Raw genomic sequence first — 20,539 nt, 5'->3', positions numbered from 1 at the left:
ATGCGATCGTACTTTTTACGGACTTTAATCATTATTTCAAAATTAAGATATTTTATTGTTCTTAACTTGATCTGCCGACTAAGTTAGCAACTCCAATAATTTCCAGTCATGAATGGGAAGTTTTTCTAACTAATTTTTGGAAAGATGCCATAGAATTCGCTCAAATAGTTGAACAAATACCAGAAGAAAAGCTACAGGAAATTTTTATCGATGAGAAATATGGTACTTATCTTCTAAATATAGAGTCGATGATTGAACACTGCTATTATCATTTAGGGCAGATAGTGCTTCTGAAAAAGTATTTTGTTGTAAATGCTTAATTGACGACATGACTTTCTAGATCCCTTTCATGTAATATATCACATTTATGCAATTTACAAGACCATGATCTTCATTTAAATATGACTTTTCAAGCGCCCATCAAACCTTTAGTATTAAGCTTGACTCTATTATCTGCTTGCAGTAATCGTTTTTAGTCAGGATGTTTTGCTGATGGGCATTATTGAATTAAATCTATTAAAACATGTAATACTGTCGATTATTGCTCACAGAATCTATATATTTTTTGATCAGAAAGTCTTTTTACATATAATCTTCGTTCGCCATAATAGGTCTCAATCCGATTAATTACCGCGATCGCGGAGTCAATAACCGGCCTACTATAGATGGTATCATTCCGGACGAAATTATGTGTATCGTTAAACACAAGGATATCCTGTAGACCACTATTATCCCCACAATTTTTCCAAATGGAATTTGTTAAGCTCTTGTTTTTGCAAGAAAAAAGGAAAAAGCTCAGGCCTAAAAAGGTAAGGAGAAATTTTAGTCTCATCATAAAACTATTCACACAACATGTACTACAGCAATAACATGTAAAATACATAATTTTTCTAAACTTTTTCTGTAATCTCCCCTACAAATAGCTATTTTAGAAGTGGGATAGTTCTATGATTTCTTCTGACGAGGCGAAAGACTTTATTCAAAAGCATGAAGGTATTTCAATAACAAAAAGTCAGCTCGACCAATTTTCTGAACCTTATAAAACTTTAGGGCTTATAACCATCAATCAATTGGTAAGAGACTATTCCGAGCATTTTGCTGATGCCATTTAAGGACTATTTTCTAGGATAGCCTCTACTTTAGGCCCGATTATTTTAAGCATCCTTTCAAATCCTACATCTGTTGGGTGGGTGCCATCCACTGTTCCTTCGGAATCATCACCTATCAAATGATCCGTGGGTATATAATACAAATTTTTATACCCTGCCTGCAGCAATCGCTCATACTCCAATTTAAAATTTCTGTTCTGCTCGGTCAAGCGCGTGCGCCACTTTAAATTATAATTGCCGACCTGACGTGTAATGCTCTCGATTAGCAATATGGGTAACTGGGGATGGGATCGACGGATCCGTTCCACAAAATTAAACGTTCGTTCCCGAACTTCATCAGGGCTACTATTGGGCACACAATCCATAATGAGCAGATCCATGGAGTCAATAGCACTCAGCATATCGGCCACAGCAGGCTCCATGCGGGCATTGCCGCTCACGCCCATATTGATCACGTTGGCATTCAGCCGGCGCCCCAATTGCGCTGGATAGGCTAATCCCGGACGGCTTGCGGAAGCTCCATGGACAATGCTGGAACCATAGATCACGACCTTTTTAGCAAACGACTGTCTGGTACCAACAAAGCTGGCTTTGTCATCAATAATCAGGTCAAAATCCAATAGCTCTTTATATAGCGGAAAATAAATAAGAAATTCTTTTTCTGTCGCAGCCATATCTTCGACCAGCGTAGCCTTACTTTCCGCCAGGTTAAGATCTGGACGGGCTACCCCTGCAAATCGCCAGCCGCTGGCTTCTTTTACATATACATCAAAACCCCGCGACATAATCGGCGTGGAATTATTGCCCAGCGCGGCATCAACCGTCTTCCAGCGTAAAGATAATTTGCTCGTATTGCTCTTAAACGTGATAAACATTCCTGCAGCATGGGTATATAATTTCTTTACCGCAGCTGGAAGTTCGCTGTACTTCGCTGTATCTATCCGATGAAATTTTGGCGCATTTTCAAAAGCTCTTCCCTGCAGCGCAAATTTAGCAGACGGAATAACCTGTTGGGCGTATGAAGATACCGAGCCGCAAACAAGGGCGAGGAAGAATAGGATACCTGTCTTTTTTTTCATGATGTTTCAATTAATAGCAATAGAAATCATTATCACTTCATAGCGGCCATCTCATCTTATCCATGAGATGGCCGTCTACCTATAAAAGTATCGATTTTTTATTTCACTGTAAATACCGTGGCTACAGCGCGTTCACCTTCATGGTCAAACTTTCCATTATCTGAAGGATAGTTGACCACACCCTCGCCCTTCACCCAGGCTGTAGAGGAACCGCCACCATCGTAGTTTAATGCGGAAGTGCAACCCAATGCGGCCATTAACTCGCCCAGCTGGGGGATCGTCAGTCCCTGTGACTGCGACGAACGTCCATCGATAACAGCTACGATCAGCTTATTGTCCTTGGTAAGCCCTACTGCCGTTCGGGGATGTCTGCTGGTATTGAAATCTACATTCAACTGTTCCAGTACCTGACCATTCTGCATCAACAACGGGCCGCCAGCCAGTGCAGCGGTAGCGCTCAGCGTCCCCCAGCCCCCTGCCGGCTTAGGCACAATCTGATAGCTCTGCCCGGTAAAGGTAAATGCCCCGTTTTCACGGTAGCTATTAAATCCATTCACAGTCTGATTAATCACCTGGCCATCGTATTTGAAAAATACGGTTGATCCGCCTGTACTGGTATTAAAATAACTGCCATTGAATGCAACCAAAGCGCCCTTAGCCGTGGCAGCAGTACTTGTTTTTAGAAATCCGGTCTTCACATAGGGAATTTCCAGCTGCATGCCTTTCTTCAGATCGATCTCAAATACATTGACATATTGTTTGGAATCAAATATCCGCGGAAATTGGTAATACTTCCACACGACACCGTCGGCAACCGTTTTTGTATTCCAGGCAGTCGTATTGATAATCTCCGCCAGGTCTTCCTCCTGGGGAATACTGTAATCATAGGGCAGCTGCGTTCCGCCCTCATTTTTCTTGCATGAAATAACAAGAAAAAGCAGCAATAAGCTGTATATAAAATTTCTTTTCATCTGTTCTTACTTTATTTCACCGATCCACTTTAATTTTAATGGCATCGCTTTTTCAATTGTTTTCTGGTCAATAGTGCATACGGCAGACTCCATATTGCGGTAAAAGATGACCTTATTTTCTCCCGGCAGCAATCTTGCCGCACTGACATTGCCCGCGCCCCAGCTATAGGGCCAGTTGACAAAATAGTGTTGCGCCACGGTATCCCGGACGTACTGAAAGGCCTTTCCTTTTCGCTCCGCCAATAGTACCTTGTCCTTTCCGATCAGTACCAAGGATTTTCCCTGGATATATCCGGTATTGATTTGGCTCCAGTTCAATGTGTCTGGCAGCTTCAACCATTCCTGAATAGGCTGTTCATCCAATACCTTATAGTCTTTTTTTGAAACTTTGCGGCAATAGCCATCAAAGAGGATGTACCATGCGGTGGACTCGTCGATATATACTGGCGGATTAAACTCTGAGCTGCCTTTCAGAAAAGGAAACAGCTTTTCCACAGGACTGACGCTATAGCTGCTGTTAGCTGCATCCGTTGTGTAGACGATATCCTGCGTGAGATAACAAGTACTGTCTTTTTTTGTCCATACCGCTTCCGGTGTCAGCCAGGTTCCTTTTAACGTAAAAAGGTGATTGTCATCGTAAGCGTTAAATATTCCGGCATAATCAAGACGGTCTTCTTTTTTGGGCTGTATAGCACCTTCAATAAAAAACTTCGCTGTCACCCCATCGTATTTTTGCAGGCGGGCAGCGACAGCAATAGCATGCCAGTGGTTGGAAACAACATACACGGTATCTCCGGGCTGTATGATTCGCTCGCCAGCATTATTTTTGAGGCGCCTGCTAAAAATATAATTCTGCACCGTCGTCTTGGAGTTTTCCTCCTTGAAGATCAATGCCGCAGGCACGCCCTTGTTGGCCAATTGCAGCGCCATGGACGAAGCTTCACAAATCTTGGAACCGTGCGCACCACAACCTCCAGACACCACAATAGCATCCATCGGCCGGATACGGTAGAGCTGCGCAGCAACATCTACCCGCTGAGCCAGTACCTCAGGATCGGCTGAACCTAATAACAGTAGGATGTTTTTGTGCGCAGCAGCCCAGCTGTTGCCCAATAAAAGCATGGTAAGGATAAATAGACAGCTTAATTGTTTCATCTTATTTCACTTTTGCACCCATCCAAGTAGCGGAGCGCGGGTTATTATTGATATCTTGTTGCATGCGACTATCGTCCAATGCCGGCGTGTATTTCTTGGCAAGCTCCAGCAGTCCGGCTGAACTTAAACCATAGCTCATGGACGGATTTTCGGCACCGATGGGCAGGTAATCGGGATTGAGCATGGTCGCAGGTTCAAAACTTACTTTTGGAACAATACTTCCATCAGCAGCGTACACCGCTTGCGCAGCAATCGTGTGCTGTATCCGTGGCACGACAGCAATGTTATCTGAATAGGCATCAACATCGGTAGAACTGCCCGCCTGGGTATTGCCCGATACGATCGAATTGATCAAAGTCAGGTTGTTGACATTGCTGCGTCGATAAATTCCACCTCCTGGACCAACAACGGTATTCTTGGTAATAGTGGTACTGATGACGTCTGCCTGACTGTTATCATACAGCATCAGTCCGCCGCCGCCATTAGCTGATGTACTGGAATTTTCAGCCAGCAGGCAATTAACAAATACCCCTTTTGATTTTTCACGCAGATAAACCCCTGCTCCATAAGATGTATTTGAATTGCCAACCACCTCACAATTATAGAGTGTGATATCCGCGTTTGGATAGGCGTGTACGCCCCCTGCGGTGCCTTTTGCGCTATTGTGATTAAACTGGCTATCGTAGGCAATCAGTGAACCATCGGCGATCCATAGTCCCCCACCATTATTTCCGCTGTTGCTATTATTGTTGATGCGACAGTTTTCCAACCTGAGCTGAGCACCTGCAAACGCGTAGATGCCGGCAGCAAAGCCTGCAGTTCCCTTATCTGCGGTCGCTTTATTGTCAACCACATCCACATTTTTGAGCAGGACCCGAGCCATCCCAATCAACATACCGCCTCCTTGACCACGGCTGAATTTGACGTTGTCAATCGTCGTACCGGCACTGCGGTCGGTAGCATTCCCCCCTTTGATGCTGATATTTTCCAACACAACCTGATTTTCAGGATCTAGGCTTGCCGTCACCGTGACTGTATGAAATACCGATTTTCCACTGGAAAGCTTTCCCTGAAAGATGGTTTTATACAAAGCCGGATTGGGCTGATCTCCAGGTTTGGCATTGGCCGCATATCCGCCGATCAGGCTGACATTTTTTGCGATCTCTATGGTTTTGTCCGATTCCTCATTCACATCACCATTGCGAATGGTCCGCGTTGGAACATAGGTCCCCTCGGCCAGGAATAGCGTACTGCCTGTCGTTGCTTTTTCGAGTGCCTGATCGAGGTCAGTAGCACTACTCCAGGAACTGCCATCCCCTTTGCCCCCAGGAGTCACATAAAAAACGGGAACTTTTCCGGACTCCTGCAAAATCAAGATCTCCTGCGATAGATTATCGTTCAGCCTGAGCAGCAAAGTCGCCGAACGTTCGTCTTCCGAATTTTTCGAAACAGAAAACCGGATCTTATTTTTCCCTTTGGGATACACCGTACTATCGAGTTTGATCCAGTCTTTGTCACTGCTTACAGTAACCGCCGCATTCGCCAAGATATCCAACTGATAGGTATCGGCCCTACTGCCGACTTCCATATAATCTCGATCGATCAGGAGCCGCTGCTCACTTTCGATTTTATCTTTTTTACAGCTCTGTATGCCTAGGGCATACAAAAGAACCATAAAAATATATAACGATTTTTTCATTATAATCAATGTTTTTTGAACCTACTTATTGTTTTGTGTTCCTATAATTTTGCTGCAGCTGACGGTAACATTGGACCAGCTGGTCTGTGGTTTCATAATGACACTCAAACATGAATACACCTTTATATTTAATTTTTTCCAGAGCGGCAAAGATCTTATTCCAGTCATTCTGTCCCTTCCCATTACAGGGTAGATAGTGACTTTCCTTGGTTCCGTCCCCATCCGCGACATGCAGCGTCTTGACGCGCGGCCCAAAAGCCAAGAGCAGGTGCTCGGGATGCGCAATATGGTTCATGTCCACTGCAATGCCGACCTGATCAGGAAAGCGGGCGAAAAGTTCCTGACATTCTTCAACGGTCCGCAGCAGGGGCCGCTCCCGCTCACCCACCGTCAGCGAAGGCCCCAGCATATTTTCGATGACGAGCTGCCGCCCAGCCTTAGCCACTGCCGAGTACAACTCCTTGACAGAACGTACCAGCTGATCCTTCCGGGCCGCACGTTTGTTGGGCTCGAGGTAATAGGAAGGGTGAAACAGGATCACCTGCGGATGAAGGCGGTAAAGACCTTCCAGCAGCTGCAAATGCATACGGATCACCTGCTGCCGTTGCTGTTCGTCCAACGTAGAGATATCTATTTTGGAGGAAAAGGGCATATGAATAGACCATACCCCCACTCCCGCTTTTTTCAGCACAGTAGCCAACGAATCACATTTAAGCAACCATTCATCCTGTGAGATCTTTAAGCTGAGGTCTGCATTGACAAAGCTTCCAAGCCCAGCAATCTCGATGTAATCCATACCAGCTGCTTTGTCCGCCTTGAGTTTTTCCAATGCTATCTTCCTGATATCGAGCGAGTAGCCAACTGCATAATCAGGCCCACCCTGTTTTTGACAGTACGTATATCCTGGGATCAATAGACAACAGAGGATCGCTATAAAAATAAGTTGTTTCATGTTATCGGTATAATTTTTCCCATTCAGGATTTTGTTTCAAATTTGGATTTAACTGGATATCTTCGATTGGGATCGGTGCATAGTAATCACGTTTTTCATCAAACTTACCCCGTTGATAAAAGGGATCCAGGGAGCCTTTATTCGCATTCTGGGTATTTGAAACGGGATCCCAAAGCGTCCGCTGATTGATATTGATCAATGCGGTCACCGTACCCGGTGCACCCGATGTATTGCCTGTATGGACATACACATCGGCCTTGCCATCCCCTGTAAAATCATAGGCTCCAACGCCAGGAAAATAAACGCCGACAATAGGCTGATTGAGTTTGGAGCCAGCTTTCCAGCGCATTAAGTCATCCCAGCGCTGTCCTTCGTTAAACAACTCGATCCGTCTTTCGCGCCGTATTTCCAAAAGAACGCCCCTAAATGCGCCTCCGTCGATGTTCGGATACATAGTCAGCAGATAAGGATCGGGGTTGGCATTCGCTTCAGCCATGGACAGCATCGGCATCCCCGCGCGGCTACGCAGCTTATTGACGGTCAGGTCAAGGTCGCTTTGGCTGATCGTCCCCAGTTCGGCTTTTGCTTCGGCATTGATCAGCAGTGCTTCTGCATACCGGAATAAGATGACATCGAAATAGGAGGCCGATACACCCCATTGCAATTTGTCAGGTAAGGCCTTGATCAGGCGATAGCCTGTCGTGGTGATCGTCAAGTTGACAGGCTCATTTGCTGTTTCTCCATTGGCACGGAAATCAGGCCCCGCAGTTGTCTGTGTAAGCCTTGGATCTCTATTTTGCATTTCCTGATAGAATTCCATAGTCTTGTAACCCGATCTATCGGTAAAGCGGCTCCCATCCTTCATCAGATAGCTATTGATCATATCTTTGGCGATCCCGTAGGCTCCTGAAGTTGCTGAGGTAAAGGAATAGCCAAGGCCATGAACACGCATGCCCAGTTCAAAATCAATGGCAAGAATAGTCTCCACCTGATCCTGATTATTGCGGGCGAACAGATTCCGATAGGCTTGATCTGCTCCCCCCTGGCTGTACAAGGTATAGGCCCCGGTATTCATCAGTTCGGACGATGCACTGACCGCCGCATTCAGGAACTTTTCATGTCCTGCGATCTGATGATATTTTCTAAATGTTCCTTCAAAGAGTGCCACCCTGGCTTTCAGCAGCAGTGCCGTGTATTTGGTGATCAAATTAAGCTGTTTTTCGGCTGGTATATTTTCGATAGCATAGTCCAGGTCAGCCATAATGGAATCCATCACCAGCTGCCGTGAATCCCTCGCTTTGAAGAGATCTTCATCTTTGGCGGTCAGCACCTTTCCATACCAGGGCACGTCACCGAAAGTTTTCACCTTATCGTAATAAAAATTTGCTCTAAAAAAACGGGCTATGCCACTGTATTTCTTTTGAGCCGCAGCGTCGGGAACTTTATGGTAGTTGGCCAGAAAATAATTGATCTTGCGCAACTGGCTCCAGGACCAACCGCCCGCGCCGCTTCCCACGGGGACAGTTCGATTGCCCTTGATCCGGTCGGCTACCGTGAGGGGGATCATATTGTCCGAACTCCCATCGTTTGTATACCAGGATTCATTGGGCAGAAAGGTGTAAAAATCATTGGTGGCAACCTCCAGATCCTTTGCTGTATTGAAAAAATAAGGTGCTTCCACCTGGTCCTCCGAAGGACGGTCCAAATAATCTTTCTGACAAGCTGCCAGCGATAGCAAGATCAACAGACCAAGTAGTTTATAGCTGTTTGTTGTAAGTTTCATTATCATTGCGTTGTCAAATATTAAAGCGTAAGCATTAAACCAAAAGAATAGGTTTTACCCATGGGATAGTCCCGCAGCAGCCCCCGTTCCGAAGAGTCCGCAGGATCATTGGCACTTGCGGGCGAATTATAATTGATCATTGCACCTGCCTGTTCGGGATCTATATACTTGGTCAGATTGCCAAAGTTCCAGGTCAACAGATTCTCGCCACTGAAGTAAAACCGCAGTTTTTCAACTTTATAGCGCCGTGTCCATTGCTGTGGCAGGGTGTAGCCCAACGTAAAATTTTTCATCCGCAGGAACCCGACATTGGTCAGGTAATAATCGTTCAATTCATATAGAGACCTTCCGCTCTGCAAGGATGAGTATCCCCGATAGATCTGTGGATACCTGTTCGCTTTCTTGTCCGGCGTCCATGCATTATCTACCAGGTCTTTACGTACAAAGGAAAGATATGGCCGCTGATAGGAACCCCAGTATAAATCCCCTGTCGGGTACCAGTCCTGTTTGGCAACACCGGCAAATGCCGCCGAGAGATCAAAATTATTCCAAGAAGCACTCATATTGATACCAAATGGAAATTTCGGCATGGCATTGCCAATGGGTTTAATATCACCGTGGTTGGCAAGCGTGTTGTCGCCTTTGTCGATACGGCCATCACCGTTGAGATCTACGTATTTCACATCGCCACCGCGCAACATATTCCACTCACTATTTTGCGATACACTCAGAATATCGTTATATACTTTAGAGAGGGACAATTGCGGGTCCTGGAAACTATTCTGGTAGCTCAATGCCTCCGCATCGGACTGAAACTGTCCGTCGATATGGTATCCCCAGATCTGCCCCAGCACCTGTCCTTCGTAATAGGAGCTCAACAAGCCCTGCGGATTATTATATTTCGTGATGATCCCTTTAAAATTGGTGGTATTCACAGCGATGTTAAAGCGAAAGGGTGAGCCGGCAAGGTCAAATTTGTCTTGGTAGCTTACCCCCACTTCAAAACCTTTATTACGTAATGCAGCGTAGTTTTCACGGGGTTCATTAGCTCCAAATACTGCTGGAAGTGGCTGTCCCGGAAGGTACATGCCTTCGACATCTTTCCGATACCAGTCAAAATTGACGTTTAGCTTGTTTTGGATCAGTCCAAGATCAACACCGAAGTCAATGCTTTTGGTCCGTTCCCAGGTGACGACGTTCGGCAACGGTGCCGGCGTACTTGCCCCAATAAGACGGGAGCCCCCATTTAGCCAGGCCAACTGCTGCACGGTCATCAATTCCTTAAAGGTATTGACCCCTACAGTCTGGTTGCCGAGCTTGCCATATGAAGCTCTGAGCTTTAAGGTAGGTATGGTGCCTTTGATCGATTCCCAAAAGTGCTCACGATCCAGCTGCCAGCCTAATGAAACTGAGGGGAAAAATCCCCATCGGCTCCCGCTAGGAAACCGTGATGAACCATCATACCGTGAATTTATTTCCAGCAGATATTTATTGTCGTAGGCATAATTAAAACGGCCAAATACGCCCTGGATAGCCCAATTTTCAGCTGTTCCGCTCAGGCTGTACATGGAAGTACCCAGCGCCAGGTTGGATAGATCCTCGATCAGCAGATCGTCCATGGCCCCGGCGATACGGTCCCGGTCAAAGGATTCCTGATTGTAGCCCACCAATAATTTGAACTGATGCTTTTGCGCCACATTTTTTTCGTAGGTCGCAAACAGGTTCATCGCGTTATACTTGTCTTTCCAGCGGTATTCTGTCAGACGGTTGAGGCCGGCAGTTGTATAATTGAGTTTGTTGCCCGAGTAGTAACTGAAGGGGTTGAGGCGTGTGCTCCGTGAAAAGTTTTCGATACGGTTGCTATAATCAAAATTTACCTGTAGGCCTTTCAATGGCTTGAGCAGGACACGGAACGTATTGGTAAATTCTTCGCTATTGCGTACCTCCCAGCTTTTTCCCGATTCCAGTCCGGCATTGGCTCCCTGACCGCCAGTACCCACACCGATATCCGTTGGAATCCCATCGACAAAATTAGGGTAAAAAGGCATCAGATTATACCAGGTTGTCGTACTCCAAAGTCCCCCCAGACCATTAGTGTAGCCTCCATATTCTTTATCCTTTTCGTTGATGAACTGCGTATTGTTTGAAATTTCCAACCAGCTGTTGGGTGTGAATACCAAATTGGATTTCATATTCTGGCGATCCATATTCGCATCGTCATTGATATTGTTGATCGTTTCCCGTTTGAATACACGTCCAGAGAGATAGGCTTTCAACTTTTCACTGCCACCTGAAATGGCAATATTATGGAAGTTGGAGGGCTGATATTTTTTAAATAGGTAGTCCCACCAGTTGGTCTTATAGAAAAATTTATAGGTTCCGTCTGCCTGCTTCTCATGAAAGGGCGCAATCTCCCCTGCAGCCACCATTTTGATCGCTTCCCAGTCCATTGCATTGTAACGTGTATAGGAACTGCCGTTATAACCATACAGTGCAGCATCTACTGTTTTCCCGTAGACATAAGGATCAGAGATATAATCGGTACGGGAAGCCGGTGTAGTCCAGGCGAAATTATTGACATAATCCACCTTCACTGTTCCTGCCTTTCCTTTTTTTGTGGTCACCAAGATGACACCAAAAGCACCACGGGCTCCATAAATGGCCGCCGAAGCAGCATCTTTCAGCACAGAAACACTTTCAATATCATTGGGGTTGACCCGAGTAATATTCCCTTCGATCCCGTCGATCAATACCAGCGGGCCGCCCTCATTGATGGAATTGAATCCCCGCACATTGATATCAGGTGTTTTGGATGGATCACCGTTGTTGAGCTGGATATTCAAGCCGGGCATAAGTCCCTGGAGCGTACCTGCAATGTTCGCACTTGGACGTAGCGCGATATCATCCGCATTGACCTGCGACACAGCCCCCGTCAGATTGGCTTTTTTCTGCACACCATATCCCACGACGACCACTTCTTCCATTGCATTGATGGCCGGCTTCATGGTCACATGCAAGGTTGACTGCGGTGCCAGCGCTATTTCCAGCGGCTGATAGCCAACCATCGTAAATACAAGTATGGCATCACGGCTGCTGACCTGGATCTGAAAGCTGCCATCCTCGCGACTGAGGGTTTTCTCCTTTTTGCCTTTTTCACTGACCGTAACATTGTCCAACGGCCGGCCCTGCTCGTCTTTGACAAACCCTTTGACCGGGTACAGCTGCGGAGCCTCCGTAGCCGACGCCTGGCCAACAGCCTGATCCGTTCTTTTGTTCAAGACAATATTTTTATCCGCTTTGACATAAGATAACTGCAGCTGGGCCAATAGATCTTTCAAGGCTTCTTCAAAAGAGATATTGTGGTAGTTGACGCTGATACGGTCGTCTTTTGCGATCAGCGATTCGTTGTAAAAAATGTTGTATCCGCTTTGCTTCTGCAGTTCTTTCAGGACCGCACTCACCTTCACATTGTTCCGCTTCAGATTGACGGTCTGGCCAAAAGAAAATGCGTGCAGCTGTAAATTGGCTGCGAATAAGAGAGGAATTGCTAATGACAATTTCATAGAAATTGGTATTTTCTGGGATCTTACCTGACATAATAGGGTCGGTCCGATCAATTTTTTTTTATTAAATTGCATTCGGTTGAGATAAAATTTAACGGTTTTACTATTCATCCATGTCGAGAAAAAGACAAAACTTTCAGGGGCGTTGGCGCGCTCCTGATTGTTATATATGCTATCTTCTCATCAGCGTTAGTTTAGCACATATATCCTCCTTCCTTTACGTTCGAAATGTACGCCACCGGCGAAAGCAATTGTTTTCAATAGTTTATCGATATTTTCATAGCGGGAGATAGTCCCCGAGAAGTGCTGTCCCTGCAGCTTGTCTCCGTAACTGATCTCGACATCATACCAGCGTGCAACCTCGTCCATGACCGTTTGAATGGATGCATTATCAAAGGCGAAATTTCCATTTTTCCAGGCAAGACTATAGAAGGGATCCACCTGCTCCTTCTTTACATTCTTGCGGCTTTTATCGAAAACGACCTGATCATTGGGTGCAAGCAGCTGTTCTTTCAAGGCAGCATCGGCAAAAGAGAGCTTGACTTTCCCTTCTACCAAGGTGGTAACGATGTGATCACCAAAACTCTTGATGTTAAAGTGTGTTCCCAGGACCTCGAGTGTCTGTCCTCCACTTTGCACAATAAAAGGTATCCTTTTGCCTTTAACATCCATTTTAGCCACTTCAAAATAGGCTTCCCCTTCGAGCTGCACCGACCGCAGCTTCGCATCAAATTTTACGGGATATTTGATCTTACTGCCTGCATTGAGCTGCACAAGACTTCCGTCAGACATCCTGAGCGTATATTCCCCGCCTCGGGGCGTAACAATGGTATTGTAAACGATGTTATTTGTTGGTGTCAGGTTGTCTTTGAGCCTATAACTGATTTGACCTTTGTTGTCCTTGGTAATCAAATATTCGCCTTGGTCAAGTACCGTATCCGCACGGAGCAAACTGAGGTCGATCTGTTTTCCATCTTCAAGAATGATCATGGCTTTATCAGAGCCCGGTACGATCGACACATTAGACAGCTGCTCCTTCGGTGGCGTATCCACGGTATAAAAATTATAGTAGCCCCATAGCGCTGCACCGCAGAACGCAAGAAAGACTGCCGCAACCTGCCACCAATTTCTCCTGAAATTAAAATGTCCATCTGTCGTCCTTTTGGGAGTAGATGCCGCTGTTGCAATTCGGGGATCAGCCATTATGTTTTCCAGCATCCGATGTGGATCAGGGTATGTTGCGGGATGTGCGGGATACGAGTTATCCCGCCAGACTTTCTCCCAAGCCTGAAGAAATACGGGATCATCCATTAATTCCTGAAGCTGTGCCCGTTCTTCTTTACTGGCTTGATCAGCAAGATATTTATGTATTAATTGGCTGTATTGTTCAATTTGATTCATTCCTTTGGATCGATTTCAACTACATAATCGCGCGAACCTCGAAAAAGTACCAATGAGAAAAATATTTTTTTTACGGATTGTAGGTGAGCCATTTTTTAGCCTCCGGGAAGACTAAACAGGGCTAATAAAAAAATTGATGCACAAGTTGAGTTGCTTATAAAAAAAAGATAGATAGGATTTTGTCCAGCTTGAACCGGACAAATTTCGAGGCGAGGCTGAGGTGATTGCGTACCGTATTTTTCGAGAGTCCTTCCTCATCGGCAATTTCCTGATAAGATTGGTCTTCAAACTTGCTCTTTCGGTAAATTGCCTGTTGCTGTGGCGGCAACTGTTCAATAATGGATTCTAATATAACTTGTAGCTCTTTGCCATCTAGCTCATCCTGCAGCGAAAAACTTTCAGGCTTAATGTACTGAAGTGACTGCAGATAGTTGGACCGGACCAGCGATTTACGGAAATTGGATATGGCCATTCTTTTTGAAATAGCAAATAGAAAGGGGAAAATGGCTTCCGGACCGGAAAGCTGCATCCTTTTTAAATAAAATTCAATAAAAACTTCCTGGGTAACTTCCTCCGCGTCACTATCACTTTTACAGAGCTGCCTGACTTTAAAATAGATTATCGGCTGATAATACTTGAACACAATACCAAAAATAGACTGATCCCCAGCTTGTAATAAGAGGAAATCGTCCATTGATATGGAAATATGTTTCAGCCCAGCGATCATGAATTCGGTATATCTAATTGATACAAATTAACCTAACAGATGTTAATTTCGTATAAAATTAACATTAATATCCATAATTTCGAGTTCAATCACCCTATAAAAAACAGTGCTGTCCATAAAGATTGATCTCTATCAGCCCATGAAATAAGACAAAAATACTGCTGTTGAACCTTCAAATACTTAATAGAAGTATCTCAGCCCCCGCCTTTGGCAAACCCTTGTTAGCCGTTCGCCCAAATTATTCTTCAGTCTCTTCATTTTGGCCTTCTAAGTAGAAATTATATGTTTCAAATGTTATTTCGTCAGGAAATTCTTCTAGCAAATTCTTGTTAACGGTAGTATTTTTGTTGGTGGTAAGGTTTTTTGTTATCTCTTGGCGATATTTCAATTTATTTTTTAATTTAGTTACATTAAAATCTCTTTATAAAATATTGATTTTCGATTTATCAAAAGCTAAAAGGCTTTTGACAGATTCTTTCGTCTGCTTAACAGCTTACGAATGCTACTTCTATTTTCAAATTTTATAAAGAACAAAATGAATCATAAAATAAAAATCGCTGTGATTGGCGGTACAGGTAAGTCAGGAAAATACCTGGTCAAACAACTTATAGAACAAGGTTTTCAACTCAAAATTCTTCTTAGAGACCCTGATAAATTTCAAATTAAAAATTCACAAGTCGAAGTTATTAAGGGTGATGTACTAAATTATACTTCCGTCAATGCTTTAATTGAGGGCTGTCAGGCTGTAATTAGTACATTAGGTTTGGGTGTTCCCGCTAGTGAGCCCACAATTTTCAGTCGGGCAACTACCAATGTTATTCGTGTTATGAATGAACAAAATGTTCAGCGATATATTGTATCTACTGGCTTGAATGTTGATACTCCTTTAGATAAAAAAGGCCCTAAAACGCTCTTTGGAACAGCGTGGATGAAAGAGAATTTCCCAATTTCAACAGCTAATAAACAGTCAGAATTTGAAATTTTGTCAAACAGTACCATAGATTGGACTTTGGTAAGACTTCCTTTAATTGAGCAAACCGATCATAGCGGTGAGCTAATTGTCAGTTTAGAGGATTGTCCTGGCGATAAAATAAGTGCTACTGATTTGGCTAATTTTTTAATTAAACAACTGTTCGATGATAGGTTTGTTAGAAAATCTCCGTTTATTGCCAGTCTGTAATGTCGATAGTGAGCCTGAGAACGGCTCACTATCTTATTTGCGCAGGGTCGTTATAACATAATCGCTAACGTCTAGGGTATTGCCTAAAACGGCGATTTCTGGTTTTAGACTAACGGACAGGAAAACTCGGTAAATAGCAGGAATGGGCAGGTGAAAATATTGACAGCTATAGAAACTTACGCCAAGATGTATTCAGTGACAGAATGCACTGGGAAAGCAGGTAATATCGTATAACAACGGGACTGTCCAATCTTTTTGAACAGTCCCTTTTGCCTAAAAAACATCCGCTAATATCGCTATTTAAAACTTATGCGAATGATGTCACTGTACCTGTACTCCCAATAGTTTTAACCATCCGGTACTGGTCATATCCCCATTTACGGCAAGTTTTATTCCCGGCTGATTTTCATTTGTTGTATCTACGATGGCAACGGCCCAGGTATAGTTTCCGGCAGGTACATCAACATTAGCTTTCAACTCGTACGCGACTGGATTATTCTTAAGCCAGGTTGAGGGCTCTCCTTTGTCATCAACAAAAACTTTTTTCACCCTGTTTTCTTCATCCAGGAGTGCAAAAGCTACTTTATATTTATAATTCCACTGGGGAATATTGTTCGGAAAATATCCCCAGCCCATGTTCCGCCAGCGGTGGTTAATTGTCGTTTCTGTCCCCGAATTGACTTTCTCCGGTAAATAAACACGATCGGGATATAAACGATAGCCACCTTCAGAAATAAAACGCTGGCATAAGGTAAAAGATTTGGTGAACCAGCTTTCAATTTCACCGATACGGAAATCCATCATGTTTACGGCAGCTTCCAAGGAGCTGTCAAATTCGCCCTGCCGAACATCTTCGGGATGGTCTTGCCTATATTTACCGCTTGGATCAGTCCAGTAACGATGTGTACCAGTCGTAATCCAACCACCTTCCATAATAATCGGGCGTTTAAAATTCCAGACCTTGGCAAAATTCTTCTCCCAGCTTTGATAATAATCGGTCATTCCAAAGGCATCCTGACGCAGGCTGTACCCTTTGTTGATCATCTTATTCAACAGCTTCTCCGAATTAGGATTGGGAGCTCCATTGCCCGCAGGGTCGCCAACTACGCGATGATAATTGATCAGCAAGGGGACCTTTGTAAAATTCTTCGCATACACATCCGAAATCCAATCAACGACTTCTTCTTTGATCACCTCTATGTTTTGGCCGGAAGGATTATTAGGATCTTCGTAAATGACACTATGCCCTTCACCCCACAAGCCTAGTCCGTAGGCATCGACAAAGGAGGTTTTATTTAAATCATTAAAATCCTTCGCCAACTCTTCGATCAGCTTGCTATAATATTTTCTAAAAATAGGATCTTGCAGCACGGGTGTTTTTCTATCCGGAAAAGATGTATTGGCCACATAATACTTGGCGCCTGCATCGAACACAAACTGCGGCGTATTTGCCCCTTGATCGCGGCCGTCGATGACGATACGAAAGGCGATTGGCAATCCTTTATCTTGTGCCCCTTTGATCATTTTATAAATTGCCGTGCTGGGGTCCCGCCAGGCATATACGCCATCTACAGGATTAAAAGTTCGCCAGCTGGTACGGATATAACAGGCAGATGCATAGTCAATTGCTTTGACCGTTTTACCTAAGTCAGGTACATAGAATTGGGTATCCCAATAAGAAGGAGTCCCCGAAGCTGAAGCATACATGACCCAGCCGTTCAAAGGGTTACGAAACATGGAACTCCGGTTGTAGCTGGGTTTCACCAAGGTGCCCGCTATATCTTTTTCGTTATCAGCACTATCTTTCTTGCATGAAACCGCTAGAAAGCAAAGCATGATAGCAAATGCGCTGAGGCAGGCTTTTTTATAGTTTATATTGTTTTTCACTTTCAGAAATGTTAAAGTTAATTTAAATGCTTTTATGCAATTGCTTACCGTTTTAACCCCAGAATTGTCATGTTCCTTAGATCAAAAATCAGCACATTGGTCGTGGCCGGAATGGTGAAATAAGAATTGCGGTTGGCGCCAACGGTACCTCCGCCCAATTCTGCTATTTTCCCTAAAGTAAGCGTCAGGGTCTGAGCCACACCTTCAGTCGTAGGCGGAGCACTAAAAGCATAAGCCAGGTTTTTGTTATTACTGTTGTCTCCAGTCACGATAAACTTGGTGGTCCCGACTTTACCCCCGGTATAGACCAAAACCTGCGGATCGGCCAAACTTACCTGACAATCCATTTTTACCGGAGTTCCCCAGCCATTGATACTTCCGTGCATCCACAAATCCGTCACCGTGGTCGTATAAGGCTGATCCCCTGTCCATGTCACTATTTTGGGAGCAAGTGCTTTCGCTGGAGAATAAATGGTTGCTGTCGCTTTTTGCATATTGACCACAACGCGATACTCGCCCGCAGTTGCTATTTTCCAGGAGAATACGTTTTCTCTCATTTTGATGCCAACGGCATTTCCATCGTTTAGTTCAGCGCTTCCATCGGAGGTAACAACATAATTGGTTTCACCGTTAAATTCGACCGGAATTTCCAGTTCACCAGGCTGTAAATTCAATACATAAGCATACTGATCCAGATTTTCCAATGTTTTAGGCATCTCCACCTTGCTTGCTCCCACCGCACTTCCGCTTAAAAACACTCTATCGGCGTCAAAAACAACGGTCTTGATCGGGTTCACGGTAATCCTTACGGTCCGTACTTCGGGGGCTTCAAAAGTAGCGCCCCCCTCCCATTGGGCAACCACCCTAAACTCCAGCGTAAAACTCTTATTTGCGGGTATACCCCACTTTTCGTTGGCCCAATTTTGCAATTGTTCAGAAGTAAAGCTTCTACTGAATACATTATCATCCTCATAGTTGAATATGGCTGTACCGGTCCCAAAATTGTTTCCCACTATATCTAACATGGTACTGTAGCTGACCAAATGGTCATCTGACTGTGCCCTAGCGGGTTTCCAGTTAAATGTGACAATATCTTTGGTTATATTGACCTCGTCCAGCGTAATGTTTTCTGACGAAGGCTGAAGTTCCATCGTCTCATTGACTTTGGGTATATCCTGAATTTCCTGTTTGCACGATAACTGGCACATTACCATGCATAAGAAAAATAAAGCTTTGTATAAATAATTGATTATTTTCATTGATTTATGTTTTTGCTAACATTTTGGATAATATCATGCGCCTGACTGACGCAATTGCTGTTTTATCATCAGATAGGGAAACTGCCGAAATTCGAACGCCATTCGTACAGCTTCCCACTAATATTAATTATATCCCGGATTTTGAGGGAACGGTGCACCTGTATTTGCATCTATGATTACCTGTGGAATAGGCCACAGGATATTATTATCCGTAATTTTATCCTTGATCGCATTATTATACTTTTTGACACGCTCCACCAAAGTATTGGTACGTACCAGGGTAAATCTTCTGCTTTCTTCGCCCACTAATTCGCGGATACGCTCATCGAGCAGGAAATCCATATTCATCTGCGCGCCGGTAATTTCGGACGCTCCGGCTCTTTTCCGCACCTCATTGACGGCTTGGGCAGCTTTATCCGGCATATTTTGTCCCAAATAGGCTTCCGCAAGCAACAGATAAGTTTCGGCCAAACGGAATTTCATCCGGTCTTTATAGCTACCGGTCAAACTTAAGTTTTCGGTACGCCCGTAAAAGAATTTTGTAATCGCCGGAAATAAGCTTTTTGTCGTAAACCAGGTCTGTTCGGTAATATTGGCTTTTTTGCCATATAGCGAGGCCTCGTTCGCATTGTTGTAATACCAGTTGCGTTTAATGTTATAACCCGAATTACGGATATCATTTGCTTCAAAAATACCGGCCACATTGCCTGTCGCATTGGTACCCGTGGTGCCTACCCACCATTTCATAGGTACTAACTGTGCGATACCACGACCGCCCAAGGTGTCAGCCAAAACAAATCCTGTAATCGTCGAGTAATTGGGTATCCAAGCCCTACGCGTCCAGTCATCCGAATTGGTACCGCCGCCGATGGTATTAAACTGGAACTGCAATACCCAGATACTTTCTTTATTGCCGCTTTTCCTATTTTGATTATTTTCCAGAAATAAATCGCTGAATACATCGCCTGGTTTACTGCTATTTACGCCGTATCTGTTTTTCATCAGGTTATAATAACCGCTATTAATGACCGCCAATGCCGCTTTTTCGGCTTCGGCATGATTGCCCTGCAACAGGTAGATCTCGCTCAGTAAGTGGCTTGCTGCCCATTTGGTCAGCTTCCCTTCTTTGACGCCGTCTGGATTGGTAGGCAGGTTGTCCACCGCAAACTTCAGGTCGTCAACCATATGTCCGATAACTTCGGCCTTTGGTGTACGGGTAAAATTAAGCTGAAAATCATACAGAATGGTTTCCACGTAAGGTACATCGCCGTAGAGATAAACCAAGGTGCGGTAGGCATAAGCCCGAAAGAAGCGAGCTTCAGCCTGGAAGCGTGCTTTATCTTCCGGTGTATCCCAATTGGTGTTTTTTTCGGAATAAACCAACATGAGGTTTGCCGATGAAATAAGATTATAAGCCCAATTCCAGTAGGTGCCCACAAACCGCTCCGAAGCTGTAAGTGTGAGATTGGCAAAAGCCGTCAGCGAGCCGTCACTATTGATGGCATCCGCAATATCTGTAGAGACCTGTAAGGCTTCGTATGGACAGGCGCCATTGTGAATAAAAGCACCGCCTTCGCCATAGGTATTGTATTCTGAACGGGTGAGCGCATACAGGCCAGCACTCCCCACCTCGAAACCGTAGGTGCTGGTGTAGGTATTTGATGGTGCCAGTTCAGTTTTCAATTCTTCCTCCAGAAACTTCTTACAGCCTCCTAAGGTAAACAATACGATAAGCCCCAAACTTGTTGTGATAATATTTTTCATTTTCATGTCC

At 44.5% G+C, this 20,539-nt stretch carries 14 protein-coding genes; 2 read left to right on the top strand and 12 right to left on the bottom strand.

Annotated features, from left to right (window positions below):
- The first annotated feature begins 947 nt into the window (after positions 1–947).
- Complete coding sequence (locus D7322_RS28580) at positions 948–1,112, top strand: hypothetical protein (RefSeq protein ID WP_183078809.1); 165 nt, start codon at positions 948–950, stop codon at positions 1,110–1,112.
- Here D7322_RS28580 and D7322_RS22295 read toward each other — a convergent pair.
- The 9 genes from D7322_RS22295 to D7322_RS22255 all read right to left on the bottom strand — a co-directional run bounded on the left by D7322_RS22295 (position 1,109) and on the right by D7322_RS22255 (position 14,406).
- A complete protein-coding gene (locus D7322_RS22295; protein WP_121126416.1) occupies positions 1,109–2,188 on the bottom strand; it encodes an SGNH/GDSL hydrolase family protein in 1,080 nt (359 codons plus the stop codon). The genes D7322_RS28580 and D7322_RS22295 overlap by 4 nt on opposite strands.
- 98 nt (positions 2,189–2,286) lie before the next feature.
- The gene (locus D7322_RS22290; RefSeq protein ID WP_121126415.1) at positions 2,287–3,159 is read right to left on the bottom strand and encodes a phosphodiester glycosidase family protein; all 873 of its coding nucleotides are present in this window, start codon (positions 3,157–3,159) and stop codon (positions 2,287–2,289) included.
- Positions 3,160–3,165: 6 nt separating this feature from the next.
- Positions 3,166–4,314 (bottom strand): YdcF family protein, encoded by a 1,149-nt coding sequence (locus D7322_RS22285; RefSeq protein WP_121126414.1) that lies wholly within the window; start codon positions 4,312–4,314, stop codon positions 3,166–3,168.
- Between the two features lies 1 nt (position 4,315).
- Positions 4,316–6,013: a right-handed parallel beta-helix repeat-containing protein gene (locus D7322_RS22280; protein ID WP_121126413.1), complete on the bottom strand. Its 1,698-nt coding sequence runs from the start codon at positions 6,011–6,013 to the stop codon at positions 4,316–4,318.
- Between the two features lie 25 nt (positions 6,014–6,038).
- Positions 6,039–6,965, bottom strand: coding sequence for a sugar phosphate isomerase/epimerase family protein (locus tag D7322_RS22275; protein ID WP_121126412.1), 927 nt, complete (start codon positions 6,963–6,965; stop codon positions 6,039–6,041).
- 1 nt (position 6,966) lies between these two features.
- Entirely contained in the window at positions 6,967–8,748 is a 1,782-nt protein-coding gene (locus D7322_RS22270) for a RagB/SusD family nutrient uptake outer membrane protein (protein WP_121126411.1), read from the bottom strand.
- 20 nt (positions 8,749–8,768) lie between these two features.
- Positions 8,769–12,311, bottom strand: coding sequence for a TonB-dependent receptor (locus tag D7322_RS22265; RefSeq protein WP_121126427.1), 3,543 nt, complete (start codon positions 12,309–12,311; stop codon positions 8,769–8,771).
- 189 nt (positions 12,312–12,500) lie between these two features.
- Complete coding sequence (locus tag D7322_RS22260) at positions 12,501–13,712, bottom strand: FecR domain-containing protein (RefSeq protein ID WP_121126410.1); 1,212 nt, start codon at positions 13,710–13,712, stop codon at positions 12,501–12,503.
- A gap of 154 nt (positions 13,713–13,866) precedes the next feature.
- Positions 13,867–14,406 (bottom strand): RNA polymerase sigma factor, encoded by a 540-nt coding sequence (locus D7322_RS22255; RefSeq protein WP_183078808.1) that lies wholly within the window; start codon positions 14,404–14,406, stop codon positions 13,867–13,869.
- A gap of 568 nt (positions 14,407–14,974) precedes the next feature.
- Between D7322_RS22255 and D7322_RS22250 the strand changes: the two genes are divergently transcribed.
- Entirely contained in the window at positions 14,975–15,619 is a 645-nt protein-coding gene (locus tag D7322_RS22250; protein WP_121126426.1) for an NAD(P)-dependent oxidoreductase, read from the top strand.
- A 321-nt stretch (positions 15,620–15,940) separates the two neighbouring features.
- Here D7322_RS22250 and D7322_RS22245 read toward each other — a convergent pair whose 3' ends face one another.
- The 3 genes from D7322_RS22245 to D7322_RS22235 form a co-directional block, all read right to left on the bottom strand.
- Positions 15,941–17,506 (bottom strand): DUF4832 domain-containing protein, encoded by a 1,566-nt coding sequence (locus D7322_RS22245; RefSeq protein WP_245971423.1) that lies wholly within the window; start codon positions 17,504–17,506, stop codon positions 15,941–15,943.
- A gap of 44 nt (positions 17,507–17,550) precedes the next feature.
- Positions 17,551–18,765 (bottom strand): SusE domain-containing protein, encoded by a 1,215-nt coding sequence (locus D7322_RS22240; RefSeq protein WP_220700155.1) that lies wholly within the window; start codon positions 18,763–18,765, stop codon positions 17,551–17,553.
- A 123-nt stretch (positions 18,766–18,888) separates the two neighbouring features.
- Positions 18,889–20,529, bottom strand: coding sequence for a RagB/SusD family nutrient uptake outer membrane protein (locus D7322_RS22235; protein WP_121126424.1), 1,641 nt, complete (start codon positions 20,527–20,529; stop codon positions 18,889–18,891).
- Positions 20,530–20,539 lie beyond the last annotated feature (10 nt).

This window comes from Sphingobacterium puteale (assembly GCF_003627955.1).
Taxonomy (GTDB): domain Bacteria; phylum Bacteroidota; class Bacteroidia; order Sphingobacteriales; family Sphingobacteriaceae; genus Sphingobacterium; species Sphingobacterium puteale.
The sequence above is the reverse complement of the archived record's forward strand: the minus strand, read 5'-3'. Positions and strand labels throughout refer to the sequence as shown.